Consider the following 18,710-nt stretch of genomic DNA (forward strand, 5'->3'; position numbering starts at 1 on the left):
GTTAGTGCTGTTGGCGGACCAGCCCGAACGGGACGGCCGGATGTGCCCGCACCATGTATATGCCAGCGTCGATGCGCGATATAAGAATCCCTGTTTTGTGTTCCATTGCGGCGATCTTGACGACGCCGATTGCTTTCGTAAGGGCCTCGTCTACTTCGGAAGCATGTTTGGCATGTACTTCCAGCATGCCCGGCGTTTCTGTTTGCTGACGGTTAATGTCCATGATCTTCCTCACTATCCGTTGATGTTTTTGTTTAGACACTCCGCAGGCCTGGGCGGGGGTGATCTTTTTTCACGGGCGGAGGGGTGTGCATACCGGGCAGGGCTCATCCGCCCGCGGGTAGTGATCCTGGGCTGGTGGCCTAGGCGGTCGACCGCTCGATGATGTCGATGTGAAGCTCGGGAAGGGGTTGGTCCGACTGCTGCTCATCCAAACGGTTAAGCAGCGACTGCATCGAGAGCTGACTGACCTGAGTGGGGTCGTATCCCATCGTGGTCAGCGGGGGGATGGTCAGCTGCGACAATGGGGTGTTGTCCATTCCGATCAGAGCGATGTCTTCGGGGATGTTCCAGCTTTTCTCGTGGGCAGCGTGCAAAAGTGCGGTGGCGACGTCGTCGTTGTAGCAGGCCACGGCAAATCCTCGGTGTCCCAATTCTTCCAGCGCCTTTCGGGCGTCCACGGGTGTGATATCAAGATGCAGAACGTGGGGTTCGTCAAGGCCCTGCCTAAGACACTCTTCCCTGAAGGTGCGTTCGCGGGGGCCGCCGAACGGGTCGCTGCGCGCGTCCCGCAGGTGCGCGTACGCAAGCTGTTGATAGCCGCGTTCGATGAGGTATCGCGCCTGCAGTCTTCCGATTTGCGCGTTGATGCCGTGACTGCCGGATTCGTCGGTCTCCAGCAGCTTGACGCCCCGGCGTTCAAGCAGCGCGCGCTGTCCCTCGGAAAGGGCAGCCAGCGTCAGGACTGCACGTGGCTTCAGCCCGACGATGAGCCTGTCGAAATCAGCGTCAGTACGGCTCGATAGACGCAGGACAAGTGTCAGGCCTCGTGCAGCGAGTTCATCCGTGAGCAGACCGTAGATGTCTTGAAGGTTGCGTCCGAAGGTTGTGTCAGGAATCAGCGCGATCACGATATCGCTGGCGCCGCGGGCCAGCGTACGTCCTGCTGACGATGGCTCGTAGCCTAGCTCAGCCACAGCTTTGGCAACACGGTCCCGCGTCTCCTGCGAAAAGGCTTTTTTCCCGTTAAGGATCATGCTGACCGTGGAACGAGCCACCCCGGCACGGTTGGCGACATCCTGGCTGGTGGGTATCACGACCGCCCGCCTTCCGTTGTTCGAGGTCTAATTATCATAGCTTCGGCTTCAGGGCGGGCTGCCCATGGCGGCGTTCCCCCGGGCCTGTCAGGACCCGCTGAGCCTCGCGCCGCCGGAGCGGGCGATGTTTCCGAGCCATCCGAGGCTTTCTTTGGGTTTACGTTCAAAGGTGGTCCGGTCTACGGCGACGAGGCCGAATTTCGGTTCCCAATGGCCCCATTCGTAGTTATCCAACAGTGACCAGTGCAGGTAACCGCGGACGTCGACACCATCTTCCATGGCCGCGGCCAGGTGCTGCAGGGCCTCGCGGGTATAGGCGATGCGCCGTGTGTCATCCGGGGTGGCGATACCGTTCTCGGTGACAAGGATGGGCACGTTTGCCACTTGGGCGGCGTGCCTTACCGCCATAGCAAGCGCGTCCGGCCGGTATGCGGTACCGATCATGGTGTTGTCCGGATGGGCCGGATGCGGCACCAGACCATTGGCGTCTACCTGCTGGGAGGTGTAGGACTGAACACCGACGAAGTCATCACCCTTCGCGGCCTCAAGGTAAAGGTCTTCAAAGTTCCACCGGATCTGCAGGAGGCGTTCTTCTCCTCCCGGTGCTGCAGTGAAGGACTGGTTTGCCACGCTCCAGCCAACTTGGGCGTCCGTGCGCTGGCGCAGTGCCTCGCGCGCCAGATGGTGGGCTTCGACGACGTACTTCCCGTCGTCTGGCACCGGAACCGGCAGCGGAGGCTGCCTATATTCGGTCTCACCCTGGTTTTCGACAGTGGGGCTCTGCCACGAGTCCAGTTCACCACGGCTGGCTGCTGCTTCCAGATTGAGCATCATGGCGAGCATGTTGGGTTCGTTGATGGTGATGACGTGTCCGACGTCGCCCAGAATGGACGAAGCGGCCTCCACGTAGCGTGAGAAGCGTTCGGGTGCAGCGGGGGCACTCCATCCGCCTTCGTCTGCGAACCATCGCGGGGAGCTGAAGTGGTGGAGGGTGATGACCGGTTTGATGCCCAGCTCCAGGGCGGTGTCAATCATGTGACGGTAATGAGCCAGCAGTGCAGGGGAGAACACTCCGGGCCGGGGTTCGATGCGCGCCCACTCGATTCCGAACCGGTAGGAGTTCAAGCCAGCCTCGGCGAGGAGGGTCATGTCCTCCCGGTAACGGTGATAGCTGTCGTTCGCGTCACCGCTGAGCTCCATACCAGGGAAGAGCCCTTCCCGGGCCCACCAGTCACTGTTGATGTTGTTTCCCTCGATCTGGTGCGGCGCCGTCGAAGCACCCCAGAGGAAATCCGGGCCAAACGTTGTCATTGGTGTCCTTTCGATGGGGCGTGGTGTCATGTGCGGGGTGGGAATCTCAGTCATGGGTGTGTTTTCCGTGGGTTTCAGGCCGGTGGGCTAGGCGGGGGAGGAAGTAGCCTCAGCGGGCTGCTCAAGCAGGGAGACAAGCCAATCGCCGTCAATGGCACCGCCGAGGATGCTCAGGATCTGGTTCATGGGCATGGAGAGCACCATGCGGGTGCCGTCGCTGTCGTCGTCCAGCTGTTGGCCGGATGCCGCCATGATGGGGTTGAGTTCGTTCGCCAGTGCCGGCCCCGCCGTGGGGTGTGCGAGCCACTCCGCAACGTCGGATTGCAGCGACAGGAGGCGTGGCAGTTCGTCACCGTCAAGTGCCACGTCCTGCTCCAGCAGGACGTGTGAGGCATTGTCGGATACTTGCACGGTGTAGCAGCCCGGGGCGACAACCCAGCGGTCAAGGATAACGTCCCAGTACCGAAGGTTCCTGCGGTCCAGGAGGAAATGGACCTCCCGGGTTTCGCCCGGTTGAAGGAGGACTTTGGTGAAGGCGGCGAGGATCCGTTCCGGGCGCAGGACCGGCCCGGCGTCGGTTGAAAGGTAGATCTGTATGACGTGTTTTGCCGGGATCTTTCCGGTGTTGGTGATATTCGCCGTAACAGCGATTTCGTCATGGCCGCGCGCTTCGGCCCGGAGGTCCGTTGTTTCGAAGGTGGAGTAACTTAGCCCGTGCCCGAAAGGGTACCGGACGGGCCGCTGCACCGTTTCGTAGTAGCGGTAGCCGACCATGACGCCTTCGGTGTAACGGACGTGGCCCTGCTCGCCGGGGAAGGACAGGTAAGTGGGCGTGTCCTGCAGCCGGAAAGGAATGGATTCGGCCAAGCGTCCGGAGGGACTCGTCACACCGAACAGCAGGTCAGCGATCGCTCTACCGCCGCCCTGGCCGAGGAGGAAACCTTCCAGGATGCCGTCCACCTGGTCATGCCATTCTTCAAGGGAGACAACACCCCCGTTCGCCAGGACAACGACGGTACGGGGGGCGGCGGCCGCGACCGCCCGGATGAGCTCGACCTGCACAGCGGCGAGTTCCAGCCTCGTCCGGTCGAACCCTTCGGATTCCTCCTCTTCGGGGTTGCCCGCGAATATGACAGCGACGTCCACGGTGCGGGCCGCCTCCACGGCGTGGGCACGGAGTTCAGCATCGTTCTCGCCGGGTTGGAGAGAGAAGCCCTGCGAGTAGTGGACGCTGCCATCAGAGACAGCGGCCCCCGCCTTGAGTTCCTCCAGGGGTATGTCGATGAGTGTGGCGTTGACGTGTGAGCTGCCCCCGCCCTGGTACCTGGGGTTGGTGGCGAATTCTCCGACAACCAGAAGGGATGTTCCTGGTTTCAGGGGCAGTACGCCGTCCTGGTTTTTGAGCAGGACAGCGCACTCGGTGGCGAGCTCACGTGCCAGTTCATGGTGCGCTGCGGAATCGAACTCAGTTGGGGCGGTCCCGGTGATGCGGGGTTCGCTGTAGGCGGCAAGGTCCAGAACCCGTTCCACTGCCAGATCGATCGCCGACTCGTTCACGCTCCCGTTTTGGACGGCCTTGATGAGCGCTTCGGTGGCGTACTGCCCTGGTCCGGGCATTGCCAGATCCAAGCCGGCGTTCAGTGCTGCCGGCCGTGTGCGGACCGCGCCCCAGTCGGACACCACAACGCCGTTGAATCCCCATTCGCCGCGCAGTACATCAGTGAGAAGCCAGCGGTTTTCTGAGGCGTGGACGCCGTTGATCTTGTTGTATGAGCACATGACCGTCGCCGGTTGCGCTTCGGTGACGACTCGTTCGAAGGCTGACAGGTGCACTTCGCGGAGTGTGCGTTCGTCGACGTCGGAGCTGATGACCATGCGCTCGGTCTCCTGGTCATTGGCCGCCAAATGCTTCACGGATGCTCCCACACCGTGCTCCTGCAAAGCCTTGACGTAGGCGCTCCCAAGTACGCCGGACAACAGCGGGTCCTCGGAGTAGTACTCGAAGTTCCTGCCTCCCAGAGGTGAGCGTTTGATATTCACGCCCGGGCCGAGGAGGATGTCCACGCCATGGGCCTGTGATTCTTTGGCCAAGGCGGCGCCGACGCGTGCGGCGACGTCCTCGCTCCAGCTGCATCCGATTCCTACCGCAGGCGGAAAACACGTTGCGGGCTGACTGCGGTATAGCCCGAGGTGGTCAGTCCCATGCTTCTGCATGCGGACGCCGTGGGGTCCGTCCGCCATGGTCACGGCACCAATGTGATGGTCCTTGATGGCAGTGGTTGACCAAAAGGTATCTCCGATCAACAGGGACGCTTTTTGCTGCAGCGTCAGCTGGCTGACGTCGATGTTCTGCATGGAATTCCTCTGTAGTAGGGGTGGCCCGGTTGCACGCTTGTCTGCTGCATTCCGTGTCGGACCGCGGGATCAGCGGACGGCTTTGACCTTCAGGACGACGACGCCGCCGAGGATCGTGAAGGCTCCGGCCAGCAGGTAAAGCAGGGAGTAGTTTTTGTCTCCTCCAGCGGCTACACCAATGCCCAGGAAAAGCGGTGCGATCAGCGGGGCGGCTGACTGTGCCAGGGAGTTAGCGAGTCCATTGATGCCTATGAACCGTCCGGCGTCGGTGTCCCGCTCGGGCAGTACGTCCAGGACCAGAGCCTGGTCAACGGCGGAAAAGATGCCAAGGCCCAGGTTTGAGATGGCTGAACCGATGAGAAGCATGGGCAGGTTGTCACCGAAAGCCATGACTACTGCGCCGGCGGAGAACATGAAACCGGCGCTGAGCACGAAGGGCTTGCGCTTGCGCAGCTTGTCGGAAAGGAAGCCGCCTCCGATGGAGCCGATGATCACCGTGACGATACCGAGCATCCCGCCGATTGCCACGAGGGTGCCTATTTCGGTGATCTGAACCCCGAGCCGCTGTGCGAAGTAGAACGCAGTGAAGGTTGAGCTCATGGTGAGGCCGAAGTAGAAAAGGAATCGTCCGAGCCAGTTCCACGAAAAGTCGGGGTGCGTGCGGGGGTTGTACACGAATTTGGACAGGACCAGGCGAAGGTTCAGCCTGTCCTCGAAGTTGCGGGTGCGGCTGTCGTCCTCACGGATGACGAATGTGAACAGAACGGTAAGGACCAGGCCGAGCACCGCGGGGATCATAAAGAGCAGCAAGGCGTCTTTGGCGAGGCTGCCGGCGAGGATGGCGCCTGTCACCGGTGCTGCCATGGTGACGAAGCCGACCAGGCCGCCGACTTTTCCGCGCTGGGACTCCGGCAGGCGATCTGCCTGGGAGTTGGTCAAGTTTCCAATGACGGTGTTCCAGCCCAGCGTCGTGACAACCCACCCCACGGTAACCATGGGCACGTCCGGTGCGAGGGCGATAATGAGCAGGCCCAGGGTTCCGAGAAGGGAGCCGGCTACGAGCCAGGGGCGGCGGCGCCCGAAGCGGCTTCGGGTGCGGTCACTGAGCACCCCGATGATGGGACCGGAGACCAGCGAGACTACGGCGGCGGCGCCGATGACGAACCCCAGGTACTCCTCGTGATCCGGTGCAATTGCTTTGATCTTGATGGCCAGGGACAGGGCAATGGGTGTCACGAGGGCGATGTAGGTTCCGAACATGCCCAGCAGCAGGAGCCAAATGTACTTGGCGCTGACCTTGGGCAGGTCCACCTGCCCGGTGACAGGAGGAGCAAGAAGTATTTGCTCCTCCGCCACCTCGGCTGGTGTGCCCCCGATGGTGGCGGTGGCCGGAGGAAGGTTGTTGTTGTTTTTCACGGCAGGACTCCGTCGTCTTGATGTACGGGTGTTGGGGGATTGAGGTGAAGTAAACACAGTTGGAGCGGTGGTGCTTGTGCTAGGAGACGAGCTGACGTTCTCCCGTTGCTTCGGTTGCGTTGGCACCGATGGTGACGGTGGCCGGTTGGCATCCGGAGGCTGTCACGGTGACGGTGACAGGGCCTTGCCCGGTTGGGCGGATGATGGCCAGGGCGCGGCCGTCAAAGGTTGTATGTGAGCCTGCTGTGAAGGGCTCGTCTGTAGCGGGATTGGCGCTTCCGAGGCCTTGGAGGACCGCGGGTCCGTCCACCGTTACGGCGACCTCGCGGTCCCGGCCGTTGTGAAGAACGCCGCTTCCGTCCGTGAGTGCTATTCGCAGGAAGGCGAGGTCCCCGGTGCCGGCTGTGAGTAGGTCGACGTCGGAGCTCACGTCAAGGTGCAATCGGTCGCGTGCCGTGGATAGCTGCACACGGGAATGCTCCTGGCCGTCCTTATACGCGACAGCGGTCAAGTCACCGGGGGTGTAGATGATGTCGAAATCGGTACGGAAGGCCAGGTTTTCTCCTACCTTGGATCGTCCGACAGGCACCCCGTTGAGGAGCAGTTCGACGTCGTCGGCGTCCGAGTACACCTCCACCTGGATCGGCTGTCCCTCGAATCCCTCCCAGGTCCAGCTGCTGATCGCATCACTCCAGGACCAAGGCGTCATGAGCGGTGTGCGCCCATGAAACTGCGGGCGCTGGACCGCGATGTATGGCGTTGACCGGAGCCCGAAGACAATCTCCCGGTAGTAGGAGGCGGGGCGGCGCTCACCTGTGATGTCGATGTCGCCTGTCCACGCGGTAAGCCACGGGTAGGGACGTGCCACGCTTGCTGCTGCACCATGGCCGCCGTCGGCGTATCCCACCGAGCCCAAGCCGGCTTCTCCCAGGTAGTCCCACCCGGTCCAGGCGAAGTCGCCAATAACATGATCGTTGGCTTTGACGAGGTCCCAGTTTTTGGCGATCTGCCCCGGAAAAGTCTCAGTGCCGGCAATGACGCGGTTCGGAAAGAGCGTCTTATCCAGCAGGTAGCGTCCGTCACCGTAGTTCATTCCTGCCACGTCAAGCACCGAAAAGGATTCGGCGGTCCGTTCGCTGACCATTTCGGAGGCCGAGATATGGTTCATCATGTCTCCGACCTGGGTCATCATCCCGTTCACGCCCGCTCCGGTGTCGCCAGCTGCGCCCTGGTGCTGTTTCATGCCGGCCAGGACAATGTCCAGACTCGATACAAAACCGTTGATACCGTTGGTGATGGGCCGGGTCCCGTCCAGCGACCGCAGTTTTTCGGCAAGCCGGCGGCTCCACACCCCGCCATCAGCAGTTCCGGTTTCCGGAATCTCATTGCCGATGGAGTACATGATCACACTGGGGTGATTGATGTCCTTGGCCACAAGGGCCTCAAGATCACGTTCCCACCACTGCGCGAAATCAGTGGCGTAGTCGTAATCGGATTTACCCGAGGTCCAAACGTCGAACGCTTCATCGATGACGAGCATCCCGAGCCGGTCACAGGCATCCAGGAGTGCCGAGCTCGCGGGGTTGTGCGAACTCCTGATGGCGTTGAAACCGGCTTCCTTCAGGACCCGGACCCGGCGCTCCTCGGCCGCGGCAATAGTCGCCGCACCCAAAGGTCCATTGTCGTGATGAACGCAGGCACCGCGCAGTTTCACCGTCTCACCATTGAGCCTCAACCCTCTCTTGGCGTCGACCTGGATCCGACGGATCCCGAACGTGACGGATTCCCTGTCGATGACCGCGCCTGCGTCTCGCAGCAGCAGGACGCACGTGTACAAGGACGGCGAATCGAATCCCCACAAGGCAGGATTCTCGACCATCAGCCGATGGCGCACCACAGCCGAGGTGCCTGGAAGCAGTGTGACAGGGGACTCGTCGCTGGCGACCTCGGCGATGCCTTCTTCATTGACCGACGCTGCTAAGTTGACCGTGGTGGTCACGGCGGTGGTGTTGGTGATCCTTGCAGTCACCTCCACCATCGCGCGATTGCTGTCGATGTCAGCAGTGGTGACACGGACACCATCTACCCCGATGTGGATAGGCTCCTTAACAATCAGGTGCACGTCCCGGTAGATCCCGGCACCGGTGTACCAGCGACTGTCCTTATGCGCCCGGCAGACCACCCGGACCTCGTTCGCGGCACCGAACCGAAGGAACGGGTCAATGCGCACGGTAAAGCGCGAGTAGCCATAAGCGTCTTGGCCGGCCAGGGCACCGTTGACGTACACCATCGCGTCCCGGTAAACGCCGTCGAACTCGAGAGCGAACACCTTGCCGCGATCTGCCTCATCAACATAGAGCATCCTGCGGTATTCGAAAGCACCACTGGGAAAATATCCGCCAGCCGCGCCGGCAGGAGCATCACCGCTTCTGGTCTTCGAGATCAGCGCATCATGCGGAAGCATTACATCAACCCACTGTTCACTTGCTCCGCCCAGTTCAGCGAAAGCACTGACCCTCGTCCGGACGGCCCATCCTTCGTTGAATGGTTTCCTGGCCATTAGCACTCCTAGAAAAATCAATAGCGATTGTCAGTGACTCGTCACGGCTTAACCACGCGCTGGTGCACGTCAACGGATGGTTGATTCCCGCGGTTGAGCGTCGTCGTCTCTCATGAAGCTCATGCTGCTGCCCAGGAGGCTTCAAGGAATCGGCGCGCCTGCTCGATCTGTTCTCGATCCTCCGGAGCCTCTCCCATGAACATGCCGTGCGGGGCACCTTCCCAGACATGAAGTTCGGCGCGGACGCCGGCCTGAAGGAGTTTGCGGTGCAACCGCACGGTATCCGAGAGGAGGAAGTCGCGCGTCCCGGAGGTCAGCATGACAGGCGGGAAGTCTGCGGTATATGTGCCGAACAGAGGTGAGATGTAGGGGTGCTCGAGTGACTGATCACCGCGGTATAGCTCGAGCATGTTCTTCGGGTGCCATTCGCTGAGGCCAAACCCGAGGGTGGTGTACGTGTCGCCGGCAAGCGTGAAATCGACACAAGGAGAAATGAGGCAGGCGGCGGCTGGCATTGGCAGACCCTCGTCTCGGGCCCTAAGGAGAAGGGCTGCTGAGAGATTGCCGCCTCCGGATTGCCCGGCGATGGCGATCGTCTCCGGCCTATGGCTCTTCAGCAGTTCGCGGTATACCGTCATGCAGTCATCCAGGCCAGCCGGGAACGGGTTGTCCGGGAGTTGCCGGTAGTCCATTCCCCAGGTGCGCACGCCGATGTTGCCGGCGATGAGCTCGGTGGAGCGGCGCGCAGTGGGCCCGCCGCCCCAAAGGAAACCTCCGCCGTGGATGTACAGAAGGACCCGCTCGTCGTCAGCTGCGATGTCCGACGGCTCAGCCATAAAGAATTTCGCCCCATGAACCTTGCCGGCTTCTACTGCTACTGCAACGTCTGATGTCACGGCGCCAGTTGTCGCTCGCGCCATGGTTTCGACGAAGACAGGGTCTGAGGATTCGGCGGCCGCCGCCAGGGCACGCCAGACCTCGACATCCTCAGGGGCGGGATCAGGCTGCGGCGGCCTTCCGGCGGCCATGGCCAATACATTCTGTGCCTCGAGGCTGATGGTGGTTGGAACAGGGTATTCGGTCATCGTGGAACGTTCTCCTCTGCGGGGATCGATCGTGAACTATTCGTGAAGTCAGGCGCTCTCGCGGTTAGTCGCGACATCGTGGGTGACGCGCGTCACCGATCTAATCACGCGTGGGTGACACGCGTCAATAGGGGCTGAAATTTCCCGTTGGGAATGCAGTGCATTGAGCGGCCGCGGCGCACAGATGGGTGTCGGCTGCAGCAAAGCCCTTGAAGAGCCACTCCAGTGGATCGCACCAGCTCAAGCATCGAAATGCGAAGCAGTTGATCCTCCGGGCCAAACTTTGACCCTGGAGCGTACGTCATCCGTCCAAGATGGGGGCGAAGACCTGGTTAGCCCAGCTGGAGGACGGCAAGCGCCCGCCGAAGGTAGGGGGCAGGGTCAGTGTCATCATTAGCCGCCCATTGCAGCCAGGCTTCGAATAATGCGCCAGCAAGAGCGGCGCACAGGTACCGGGCAGTGTCTTCAGGAATGCCACGGGCGGTGAGGTAGGAGCGGGTCTGGTCGTTGCGAGTCCCTAAGAATTCCTGGCTGCGGCTCAGCAGCTCCGGGTGTTCGGCGATCAATCGGAGTCTCCCGCGGGTCACGGCGAGGTCCGGGAGGGCGGCAATACCCGTAAGCACGGCTTCCCGAAGTCCGTCCAGAATCGCCTGTCGGGACAGGGGATGTGCAGGGGCCGACTCCAAGGCGGCGGCGGAGGCTTCTATTACAGGTCCCATCCCGCCCCATACCAACTCTGCTTTATTGGCGAAATGGCGGTACAAAGTCTTCCGCCCAACGCGGGCCTCCCGCGCAATATCCTCCATCGAGGTCTGCTCATACCCCCGCTCGGCGAACATTTTGAGGGCAAGGGCGGCAACCGCTTCAGGGTCGATGCTCACCGGCCGCCCCGGCGACCGGTGGATAGTGATTGAATCGTTCGAAAGCATCTCACCAGTATTCACCCTTCCATTATGACACTGAGTGTCGTAATCTTGGCTGCGACATCATCAGCGTCTGGAAGGACATCATGGGCAGCGAAGCCTCGTGGCAGGAAACCATCACTAATGGCCGCTTTGCGGGACAAACCGTCGTCGTAACGGGTGCAGCGTCCGGCATAGGGCAGGCGACTGCCATGCGCATCGCCAAGGAGGGCGGCAAGGTTATCGCCGCGGACATCAGCAAGCAGCGCCTCGACGCTCTCGTTGAAGAGAATAAGAACCTGGACCTGGTGCCAGTGGCCGGTGACATCTCTACTGAGGAAACTATTGCCGCTGTGGTTTCTGCCGCCGGCGGGCGCATCGACGCCTTGGCGAACATTGCCGGAATCATGGATAACTTCGCACCAATCCATGAGGTGGACGATGACCTTTGGGACCGCGTTTTCCGGATCAACGTCACCGCCCTCATGCGTCTTACCCGCGCCGTTGTACCGCTGATGCTGGAAGCCGGGGCGGGGTCGGTAGTCAACGTTTCCTCAGAGGCCGGCATCCGCGGTTCGGCTGCCGGGGCTGCATACACTGCCTCCAAACATGCCGTTGTTGGCCTGACCAAGAACTCCGCCGTGATGTACGGCCCGAAGGGTCTTCGCTTCAATACCGTGGCTCCCGGGCCCACACTCACTGGCATCGAGGCAAACTTCGGCTCCCAACTGGCCACCGAACGGCTCATCCCACTCATGCAGGCCAATATCCCCACGCCCGCTAACGCCGCACAGTTGGCAGCCTCAATCACTTTCCTGCTCAGCGACGACGGCACCAACCTAAACGGCGCGGTTCTGGCCTCCGACGGCGGCTGGTCGGCGATTTAGCCGCCAAACAAAAAACCCTTCAAACAGGAGTTTCTTCTAATGTCAGAAAAGTTCTTTGAGGCAGTCTCCCAGATCCTTGGTCAAGATGCCGTTGACGTTTCGGATGCTGGCCGCGCCTCATACAGCAGCAACCGGCTCCCTGGCGGAGACCGTCAAACCGATGGGATTGTTTTTCCTTCTTCCACTGAAGACGTTTCCACCATTGTTCGCCTGGCCGCCGAGCATGGAGTGTCTTTGTGGCCGACCAGCACGGGCCATAACTGGGGCATGGGAGAGTTTTCCCCAGTCCGGGAAGGCCAGGTGGTTATGCACCTGGGCAAACGGATGAACCGCATCCTGGAAGTTGATGAACGACTCGGCTACGCCGTCATCGAACCGGGAGTAACCTTCCGACAGCTTCGGGCAAAAATGGCCGAACTCGGCGACAAGTTCATGATCAGCGGAACCTCCGGTCCGCCCGATGGCAGCATCATCGGCAATGCCCTCGACCGCGGTGCCGGCTACACCCCTCACTTCGATCACTTCGGCACGCTCTGCGGGATGGAAGTAGTTCTGCCCAACGGGGAAATCTTCAACACCGGAGACGGGTCCCTTCCCAATTCCAATAGCCGCTTTACTAATAAGTCGGGGTTCGGACCGCTCCTGGACGGCATCTTCACTCAATCCAACTTCGGCATTGTCACGCAGACTGCTGTCTGGCTGATGCCACGCCCGCCGGTCATTGTGGGATTTGCTTTCTCCTTCGCGGAGGACGAGGACCTTTCCGAGATCTTTGAAATGGTGCGCCCGCTGAAGCTCAACTCGGTGGTTCCTACCCTCATCAAGGTGACCTCCGGCGGTTACGGCTTCGCTACGGAGGATACCTACCCTTATAACCGCACCGACGGTCAGGTGCCACTGCCGGATGCCATCCGCCGGGAACTGCAGGAAAAGCATGGCACCGGAGCGTGGCTCGTGTCCGGCGCCCTGTATGGGCCTTCCGAGGAGGCGCTGCAGCCCACGCTCGGTAGGATCCGCGCCGTTTTCGAGGCATCAGGTAAGGCCACCTACATTTCCCACAAGGAAATGCTGGATAACCCCATCTACAAGATCCATCTCGACACCTACAGTGGTGAACCCACAGACAGTGAAGTCGACATGCTCAACTGGCGCCCTGGCGGTGGCGCGACCTGGTTCCTGCCCGCCACACCTATGATCGGCGAAGCTGCTGAGCTTCAGCACGAAACCTCACGCCGCGTCCTTGCCGAGCACGGGTTTGAGTACTTCGTCGAGTTCGTTTGCAGCACCAGGGCAGCACGCGGCCTGCACCTCATCATCTTCAACCGTCAGGACGCTGATGAGGTAGCCCGCATGAACGCCGCCTATGCTGCCTTGGTCGAAGCATACGACGAGATCGGCTACCCCATCGGACGAACCCCGACTGACTGGCAGGAACGGGCCATGGCCCGTCTGCCGGTACTGCAGCAGGTCACGCATCAAATTAAGGCGGCACTGGATCCCAAGGGAACCATCGCGCCGGGCAAGTACGGCATCTCATGAGTGCTGCAGCCATCAGCCTCGGTGGCCGTGTTCTTGAGCTGACAGCACCCTATGAGATGGATACTGTCGTACGCCCTGACCTAGGTCAGCCCGGCCCCGGTCAAGTCGTTGTCCGCATGGTCGCTCTGGGCCTGTGCGGCACAGACCTTCACATCTACTCCGGTCGGGGATCCATGTATCCATGGGTAACGGGGCATGACGGAGCCGGAATCATCCAATCGGTAGGGCCTGGAGTCGATCTCCAAGAGGGCCAACGCGTTGCCGTTGACCCCGTCGTCCGATGCGGGAAATGCGCGATGTGCCGGCAAGGCAAGGTGCAGCTCTGCGCGGACGGCGGATACCTCGGCATGCTCGGCCCAGGTTTGGCCGCTGAATATGTACAGCTTCCGGCGGCACAACTCATTCCGCTGCCGGACGCGGTATCAGACCTGGCGGCCACCGTCTTGGAGCCCGTCGCCGTGGCCCTTCACACACTTCGCCGGGTGGCGCCCTTAATGCCCGGCCAGGGGGCCGCCGCCATCATTGGTGGAGGCCCGTTGGGCATCCTGCAGGCACAGGTATCCCAGCACTTTGGATGGGATTGCGTTGTCTTCGAGCCCCAGAAGCGACGCCGGGACCTGGGCAGCTCCCTTGGCGTGAAGATGTTCGATCCGGCGGAAGCTGAGGACATCGAGACACTTAAAGGCGGCCCGATACTGGTGATCGAGACATCCGCGGCTGGCGCGGGCGTCGACCTCGCCGAACGGATAGCAGCCCCGGGTTCCGTTGTTGCCATCGTGGGCCGTGGGCCGCATTCCCCGTCGCCAGCGAGCATCTTGCTCAAAGAGCTGTCGGTGCTGGGAATCAAGGGAGGCCCAGGCATGTACTCCGAGGCGGTGCGCTTGGTCCAGGAGGGCGTGGTTGATCCGGCATCAGTTATCACTGACCAGTTCCCTTGGTCGCAAGGTGCCAAGGCGTTTGCGCACACCGTTCAGAACCCCGAAACCGTGGTTCGCAGCGTCCTCCATGGGGCGTGGCAATGACAAAGCAAGTCATTAACTACGGAAAGCATCCTTCTCAGTTTGTCGAAGCCTGGTTTCCCGAGAACTGGTCACAGGACAGTGCTGTCGTGCTGCTCCATGGTGGCTGGTGGCGTGCTAAACACGACCTGCATCTGATGGATGAGCTGGCTGCTGATCTGCATCAGAGGGGGTATTTGGTTTGGAACGTAGAGTATCGAAGGATCGATGGCGACGACGGCGGTTGGCCTGGGACATTGGACGACGTCCTGGCAGCCATTCACCACCTGACCTCAGAGCCGCTGCGGGTAAACCCGTCATCCATTGCGGTCATTGGACATTCCGCCGGCGGACACCTGGCCCTGCTCGCGGCCAAGACAGCGCGACTGGCTGCTGTCGTTGCGCTCGCCCCGATCACGGATGTCGCCCGCTGCGCGGCTGAAGGACTGGGAGAGGGAGCGACGCCGGTCTTCCTCGAAAAGGCTGGTCTTACCAAGAAAGTCTTTGAAGAAGCTTCGCCTTTGGAGCAGGCACCGATCCGTGTTCCCCAATTGGTCGTCCACGGCTCGGATGATGTCCGGGTCCCCTTGAGCCACAGCAAGGCATACGTCTCCAGAGCCGCCGGGGTGGGGGACAATGTTGAACTTCGGGAAGTTCAGGGGGGCGACCACATGTTCGTCCTGCAGCCCGATCATTCGTATTGGCCCAAAGCGCTGGAGTGGCTGAACGACGTAACCGCCGACTCAGCGCCCGTACCTTCCGCCGGAGAAGACAAGCTCTCATTATGACGGGGAGCACAAAGATCCTCGGACCCGGAGAGGGCGAAACGCATACCAACCATGCGATTCGGGCTGCGCATTCTCCGGGTGATTCCGATCCGGGCGGCGATGGCATCGGCAGCGAAACGCGCATCCGCCTCCAACTCACTAGTTATCGTCTCGTCGATGCAGTCAGGGACTCCTGACATTCTGTCTCTGACGTGATTCGTCCTGGAAGAAAAGTGGGAAATTCTAGGGAAGGGATCCGAAATCTCACTCCAGTTTTTGGTGGCGCTCCCGGGAAATGTCTCTAGAGCTACCGTTTGATTGCTGAGCCGCGGCGGGGACTTGGCCCGCCAGAGGTTGCGGTTCGAGTTCGGATCCGGTGCCCTCGTGGCTGAGGCGAACGACGGCAACGTGACGCGGGCGAGTGCGCAGCACCACGCCCGACCGGTTCCTTACCTGATCCAAAGAGTCGTCAGATAGCAGCCCACTACTTTTAGGCCAGGTCTCGATCAACCACTTTCGAGCGGTGAGCATTCTGGTTCGGTGCCGCAAAGAAATACGAGGCCACGGCGTGGCCGATCTGCTGTTACTCCTGGTAGTAGTGCTGTTCGAGACCCTTGATGAGCAGTTCGGGCTCTCCGCTCATTGCGGCGTCGACCAGCAGCAGATGCCTGTCCGCCTGGCTGTCGGCGGTTCCCACGCCGCGCCGCATTATCGGCACCATCATGACGGCGAGAAGCGACTCCAGGCTCTGCCATGCCTCCACCAGTTTGGCCTTTGGCTGCTGATTCATCAGCGTTCCGTGGAACTCGCGGTCCAACCTCATGAGATCGTCTACGTCCTCTGGCAGACGAAGCCCCCGCATGCGTTCGGCGATGCGCCTCAGTTCTTTCTCAACGCTTTCGGACGGCGGAAGCACGGCGTGCATGGCAGCTCGTCCTTCGAGGGCTGCGAAGACTTCCCCGATCTCGGCGATGTCGCCGTCGCTGAAGTATCGAACCCGGTTACCTGAACCCGGCGAGAATTCGACGAGCCCGGTTGCGGCAAGGCGCGTCAGGGCCTCGCGGACTGTGCCGCGGCTCACAGACAGATCTTCAGCGAGCCTCTTTTCTACGAGATGCCGACCCGGATCGAGGGTTCCCAGGATGATTTCCCTCCTGATTCGGTGCGCCACTTGATCCACGAGCGTTGTTCGCTCCGCAACCCGAGGCGCAAGCGTTCTCGCGAGAGACGTCCTTGCTGGCTCAGAGGTAGGTTGACTCTCCATTGCGCTCACACCCCTATCGGCTAATGGCAGCCACCCGCGCTTTGGAGTGGGCCTTGACACTAGATCACCAAACGATAGTATCAAACAATCATGTCGGACACGATTGTCGGACACTATGGTCGGATAGGACATCAAAATGCATGATGGCTTCAGAAGCCAAGAGGCCGTGGTTCGCGGCCACTTCCACATCGCTGCTCTCCCTGGCGGCGGTTTGGATCTGCCGTACATCCAGATCCATGGCGGGGAGCCCGGGCCGCGGCTGACGATGCTCGCGGGCGTCCATGGCTGTGAGTATGCGGCCATGGCTGCTCTGCGGGAGTTTGTTGCAGAGGTCAATCCTGCGGAACTGAGGGGGATCATCACCGCGGTTCCCGTGGTAAACCTCCCGGCTTACCTGAGCCGGACGCCCTTCATCGTTCCAATGGACGGCAAGAATCTGAACAGGTGCTTTCCTGGCGACCCGAACGGCAGCTTTTCGGACGTACTGGCACACCATGTGTTCGAACGCTTCATCCGGGAAGCCGACTTCGTCGTCGACCTTCATTCCGGAGACGTACCGGAAGCTATCGAGCCGGTAGTTATCTACGACGAGTCACCGGTGGGTGAGGCTGCACGGCGGATCGCGGTGGCGTACGGAACACAGCACGTGATCAGGCAGCCTGCCGCCTCACGGGTTACCACCGGCACCACGAGTTCTGCGGCCGCGGATGCCGGTGTCCCGGCGATCACCGCTGAGGCAGGAGGCGGCGGCATCATCGATCGCAAGGCTGTCGCCATTCATGTCAGGGGCCTGCGGAATGTGGCGGCGACCCTGGGAATGCTCCCCTATGACGTTGAGCAGACCCCTGGCCAGGCGGAGCACGACCAAGGCTGGAGCTGGATTCATTCGCCGGTGGGCGGTTGGTGGCAACCGAGCGTCGAACTTGGCAAGCCTGTTTCCAAGGGGGAGCTTCTCGGACAGGTCAGTGACCTCTTCGGCGACGTCATCCACAAAGTCAAGGCAACGCACGCCGGAATACCCATGATCATCACCACGAGTCCCGCGATCGCCGCAGACGGACTCCTTATGGTTCTAACCCAGGAGGTTTCAGAGTGAGCACCACCAAGAAGCGAGTGGCCGTCATCGGTCTCGGAACGGCAGGCAGCATGTCTGCCTGGCGCCTGGCTTCACGGGGCATGGAGGTAGTCGGTTACGAGCAGTTCGGAATCGCCCACGACCGCAGCGCCCACGCGGGCGAGTCCCGTATCTTCCGCACCGCCTACTTCGAAGACCCCGAATACGTGCCATTGCTTCGCACCGCCAAGGCACTGTGGCAACAGCTCGAGGGCGAGACAGGCACCAATCTCCTTACCCTTGCCGGCAATCTCATGCTGGGGGAGGCATCATCGCAGATGGCCAACGTCAGTGACTCCATCGACAAGTTCGGGGTGGACGCCTCCATCATTCCGCTCGACGAGGCGCGCACCCGCTGGCCGCATCATCCGTTCCACGAGGGCGACGCCGTTGTCCTGGACCGTGAGGCTGGCTATCTTCGCCCTGAGCTCGCGGTGCTGAAGGCCGCCTACCGAGCCATGTCGCTGGGCGCCCAACTCCGCACCTACAGCCCAGTTGAAGGGGTCGAAGTCAAGGAGGGCGGGGTCTGGGTCAGCGCCCATGGCCGGAGCGAGCGATACGACCACGTTGTGGTCACCACCGGCCCCTGGGCTGCGAAGCTGCTTCCGGAACTCGCGCCACTCGTGCAGGTTCGCAAGGCGGTATCAGCGTGGTTCGTCACGAAGGAACGCGGAGCATTTGATCCGGCCAACTTCCCATGCTTCATACGCACGACGCCTGAAGAGTTTTATGGACTGCCGGCGATGGACGGGAACGGGCTGAAACTAGGCCTGTCCGGCACCGTCAACCGTCTGGTCGATGACCCCGACGCCCTCGACCGCACGGTCCCCATCGACGAAATGAAGGCATTCAGGCAACTCGTGGCCGATTCCTTCCCGGCACTCTATCCGGATCCTGTCCGTGTGGCCGCCTACATGGAGGGCTACACCCAGGACGGGCACGGGATCGTTGGGCGGCTTGGCGGCGAGGACCGCATCACTGTCCTCACGGGCCTGTCCGGTCATGGGTTCAAGCTTGCGCCGGCGCTCGGCGAAATCGCCGCGGACTACGCCCTTCACGGTGCCAGTGACAGCACGATCCCGCTCCTGAGCCCCGAGCGGTTCCTTACCGTCCAGACCTCGACGGCGAACCCGTGAGGTGACGTAAGGCCCCGTCCCGGTCATTAACTGCATCCATCTGGCACCACTGCACGGCTT

General features: G+C 61.4%; 16 protein-coding genes. 7 read left to right on the forward strand and 9 right to left on the reverse strand.

What is annotated here, in order from left to right; all coding sequences use genetic code 11:
* Window position 1 precedes the first annotated feature (1 nt).
* The 8 genes from AC1DD7_RS18275 to AC1DD7_RS18310 form a co-directional block, all read right to left on the reverse strand.
* The gene (locus AC1DD7_RS18275) at window positions 2-223 is read right to left on the reverse strand and encodes a hypothetical protein (RefSeq protein ID WP_441437339.1); all 222 of its coding nucleotides are present in this window, start codon (window positions 221-223) and stop codon (window positions 2-4) included.
* A gap of 139 nt (window positions 224-362) precedes the next feature.
* Window positions 363-1,316 (reverse strand): LacI family DNA-binding transcriptional regulator, encoded by a 954-nt coding sequence (locus AC1DD7_RS18280; protein WP_441437338.1) that lies wholly within the window; start codon window positions 1,314-1,316, stop codon window positions 363-365.
* 87 nt (window positions 1,317-1,403) lie between these two features.
* Complete coding sequence (locus tag AC1DD7_RS18285) at window positions 1,404-2,627, reverse strand: glycoside hydrolase family 1 protein (protein WP_476900897.1); 1,224 nt, start codon at window positions 2,625-2,627, stop codon at window positions 1,404-1,406.
* 87 nt (window positions 2,628-2,714) lie between these two features.
* Complete coding sequence (locus AC1DD7_RS18290) at window positions 2,715-4,982, reverse strand: glycoside hydrolase family 3 C-terminal domain-containing protein (RefSeq protein WP_476900898.1); 2,268 nt, start codon at window positions 4,980-4,982, stop codon at window positions 2,715-2,717.
* Between the two features lie 69 nt (window positions 4,983-5,051).
* Entirely contained in the window at window positions 5,052-6,398 is a 1,347-nt protein-coding gene (locus AC1DD7_RS18295) for an MFS transporter (protein ID WP_441437335.1), read from the reverse strand.
* A 79-nt stretch (window positions 6,399-6,477) separates the two neighbouring features.
* Entirely contained in the window at window positions 6,478-8,958 is a 2,481-nt protein-coding gene (locus AC1DD7_RS18300) for a glycoside hydrolase family 2 TIM barrel-domain containing protein (RefSeq protein WP_477516070.1), read from the reverse strand.
* A gap of 119 nt (window positions 8,959-9,077) precedes the next feature.
* Window positions 9,078-10,043: an alpha/beta hydrolase gene (locus tag AC1DD7_RS18305; protein WP_476900899.1), complete on the reverse strand. Its 966-nt coding sequence runs from the start codon at window positions 10,041-10,043 to the stop codon at window positions 9,078-9,080.
* A 332-nt stretch (window positions 10,044-10,375) separates the two neighbouring features.
* Window positions 10,376-10,972, reverse strand: coding sequence for a TetR/AcrR family transcriptional regulator (locus AC1DD7_RS18310; protein ID WP_442003129.1), 597 nt, complete (start codon window positions 10,970-10,972; stop codon window positions 10,376-10,378).
* An 80-nt stretch (window positions 10,973-11,052) separates the two neighbouring features.
* On the opposite strand from AC1DD7_RS18310, the gene AC1DD7_RS18315 reads away from it, so the two are divergent.
* The 5 genes from AC1DD7_RS18315 to AC1DD7_RS18335 are packed head-to-tail and all read left to right on the forward strand — an operon-like array spanning window position 11,053 to window position 15,333.
* Window positions 11,053-11,832 (forward strand): SDR family NAD(P)-dependent oxidoreductase, encoded by a 780-nt coding sequence (locus AC1DD7_RS18315; protein WP_441437331.1) that lies wholly within the window; start codon window positions 11,053-11,055, stop codon window positions 11,830-11,832.
* 39 nt (window positions 11,833-11,871) lie between these two features.
* Entirely contained in the window at window positions 11,872-13,371 is a 1,500-nt protein-coding gene (locus tag AC1DD7_RS18320) for an FAD-binding oxidoreductase (RefSeq protein ID WP_441437330.1), read from the forward strand.
* Window positions 13,368-14,393, forward strand: a complete 1,026-nt coding sequence (locus tag AC1DD7_RS18325; protein ID WP_441437329.1) for a zinc-dependent alcohol dehydrogenase — start codon at window positions 13,368-13,370, stop codon at window positions 14,391-14,393. Before AC1DD7_RS18320 ends, AC1DD7_RS18325 begins: the two co-directional genes overlap by 4 nt.
* Window positions 14,390-15,157, forward strand: a complete 768-nt coding sequence (locus AC1DD7_RS18330) for an alpha/beta hydrolase family protein (protein WP_441437328.1) — start codon at window positions 14,390-14,392, stop codon at window positions 15,155-15,157. Before AC1DD7_RS18325 ends, AC1DD7_RS18330 begins: the two co-directional genes overlap by 4 nt.
* Window positions 15,154-15,333 (forward strand): hypothetical protein, encoded by a 180-nt coding sequence (locus AC1DD7_RS18335; protein ID WP_442003130.1) that lies wholly within the window; start codon window positions 15,154-15,156, stop codon window positions 15,331-15,333. The genes AC1DD7_RS18330 and AC1DD7_RS18335 overlap by 4 nt, the downstream gene beginning before the upstream one ends.
* A gap of 386 nt (window positions 15,334-15,719) precedes the next feature.
* Here AC1DD7_RS18335 and AC1DD7_RS18340 read toward each other — a convergent pair whose 3' ends face one another.
* Window positions 15,720-16,628 (reverse strand): GntR family transcriptional regulator, encoded by a 909-nt coding sequence (locus AC1DD7_RS18340; RefSeq protein WP_442003131.1) that lies wholly within the window; start codon window positions 16,626-16,628, stop codon window positions 15,720-15,722.
* Here AC1DD7_RS18340 and AC1DD7_RS18345 point away from each other — a divergent pair.
* Complete coding sequence (locus AC1DD7_RS18345) at window positions 16,537-17,496, forward strand: succinylglutamate desuccinylase/aspartoacylase family protein (RefSeq protein ID WP_476900901.1); 960 nt, start codon at window positions 16,537-16,539, stop codon at window positions 17,494-17,496. The two genes, AC1DD7_RS18340 and AC1DD7_RS18345, sit on opposite strands and share 92 nt — an antisense overlap.
* Window positions 17,493-18,650 carry an N-methyl-L-tryptophan oxidase gene (gene solA, locus AC1DD7_RS18350; RefSeq protein WP_476900902.1) on the forward strand — a complete coding sequence of 386 codons (1,158 nt, stop codon included), beginning with the start codon at window positions 17,493-17,495 and terminating at the stop codon, window positions 18,648-18,650. The genes AC1DD7_RS18345 and solA overlap by 4 nt, the downstream gene beginning before the upstream one ends.
* Window positions 18,651-18,710 lie beyond the last annotated feature (60 nt).

The organism is Paenarthrobacter sp. 10L412, from assembly GCF_056395565.1.

Coding starts and splice junctions, on each gene's coding strand:
- AC1DD7_RS18275 (WP_441437339.1), bottom strand. CDS start 223: ATGGACATTAACCGTCAGCAAACAGAAACGCCGGGCATGCTGGAAGTA.
- AC1DD7_RS18285 (WP_476900897.1), bottom strand. CDS start 2,627: ATGACAACGTTTGGCCCGGATTTCCTCTGGGGTGCTTCGACGGCGCCG.
- AC1DD7_RS18290 (WP_476900898.1), bottom strand. CDS start 4,982: ATGCAGAACATCGACGTCAGCCAGCTGACGCTGCAGCAAAAAGCGTCC.
- AC1DD7_RS18300 (WP_477516070.1), bottom strand. CDS start 8,958: ATGGCCAGGAAACCATTCAACGAAGGATGGGCCGTCCGGACGAGGGTC.
- AC1DD7_RS18305 (WP_476900899.1), bottom strand. CDS start 10,043: ATGACCGAATACCCTGTTCCAACCACCATCAGCCTCGAGGCACAGAAT.
- AC1DD7_RS18310 (WP_442003129.1), bottom strand. CDS start 10,972: ATGCTTTCGAACGATTCAATCACTATCCACCGGTCGCCGGGGCGGCCG.
- AC1DD7_RS18315 (WP_441437331.1), top strand. CDS start 11,053: ATGGGCAGCGAAGCCTCGTGGCAGGAAACCATCACTAATGGCCGCTTT.
- AC1DD7_RS18320 (WP_441437330.1), top strand. CDS start 11,872: ATGTCAGAAAAGTTCTTTGAGGCAGTCTCCCAGATCCTTGGTCAAGAT.
- AC1DD7_RS18325 (WP_441437329.1), top strand. CDS start 13,368: ATGAGTGCTGCAGCCATCAGCCTCGGTGGCCGTGTTCTTGAGCTGACA.
- AC1DD7_RS18330 (WP_441437328.1), top strand. CDS start 14,390: ATGACAAAGCAAGTCATTAACTACGGAAAGCATCCTTCTCAGTTTGTC.
- AC1DD7_RS18335 (WP_442003130.1), top strand. CDS start 15,154: ATGACGGGGAGCACAAAGATCCTCGGACCCGGAGAGGGCGAAACGCAT.
- AC1DD7_RS18345 (WP_476900901.1), top strand. CDS start 16,537: ATGCATGATGGCTTCAGAAGCCAAGAGGCCGTGGTTCGCGGCCACTTC.
- AC1DD7_RS18340 (WP_442003131.1), bottom strand. CDS start 16,628: ATGTACGGCAGATCCAAACCGCCGCCAGGGAGAGCAGCGATGTGGAAG.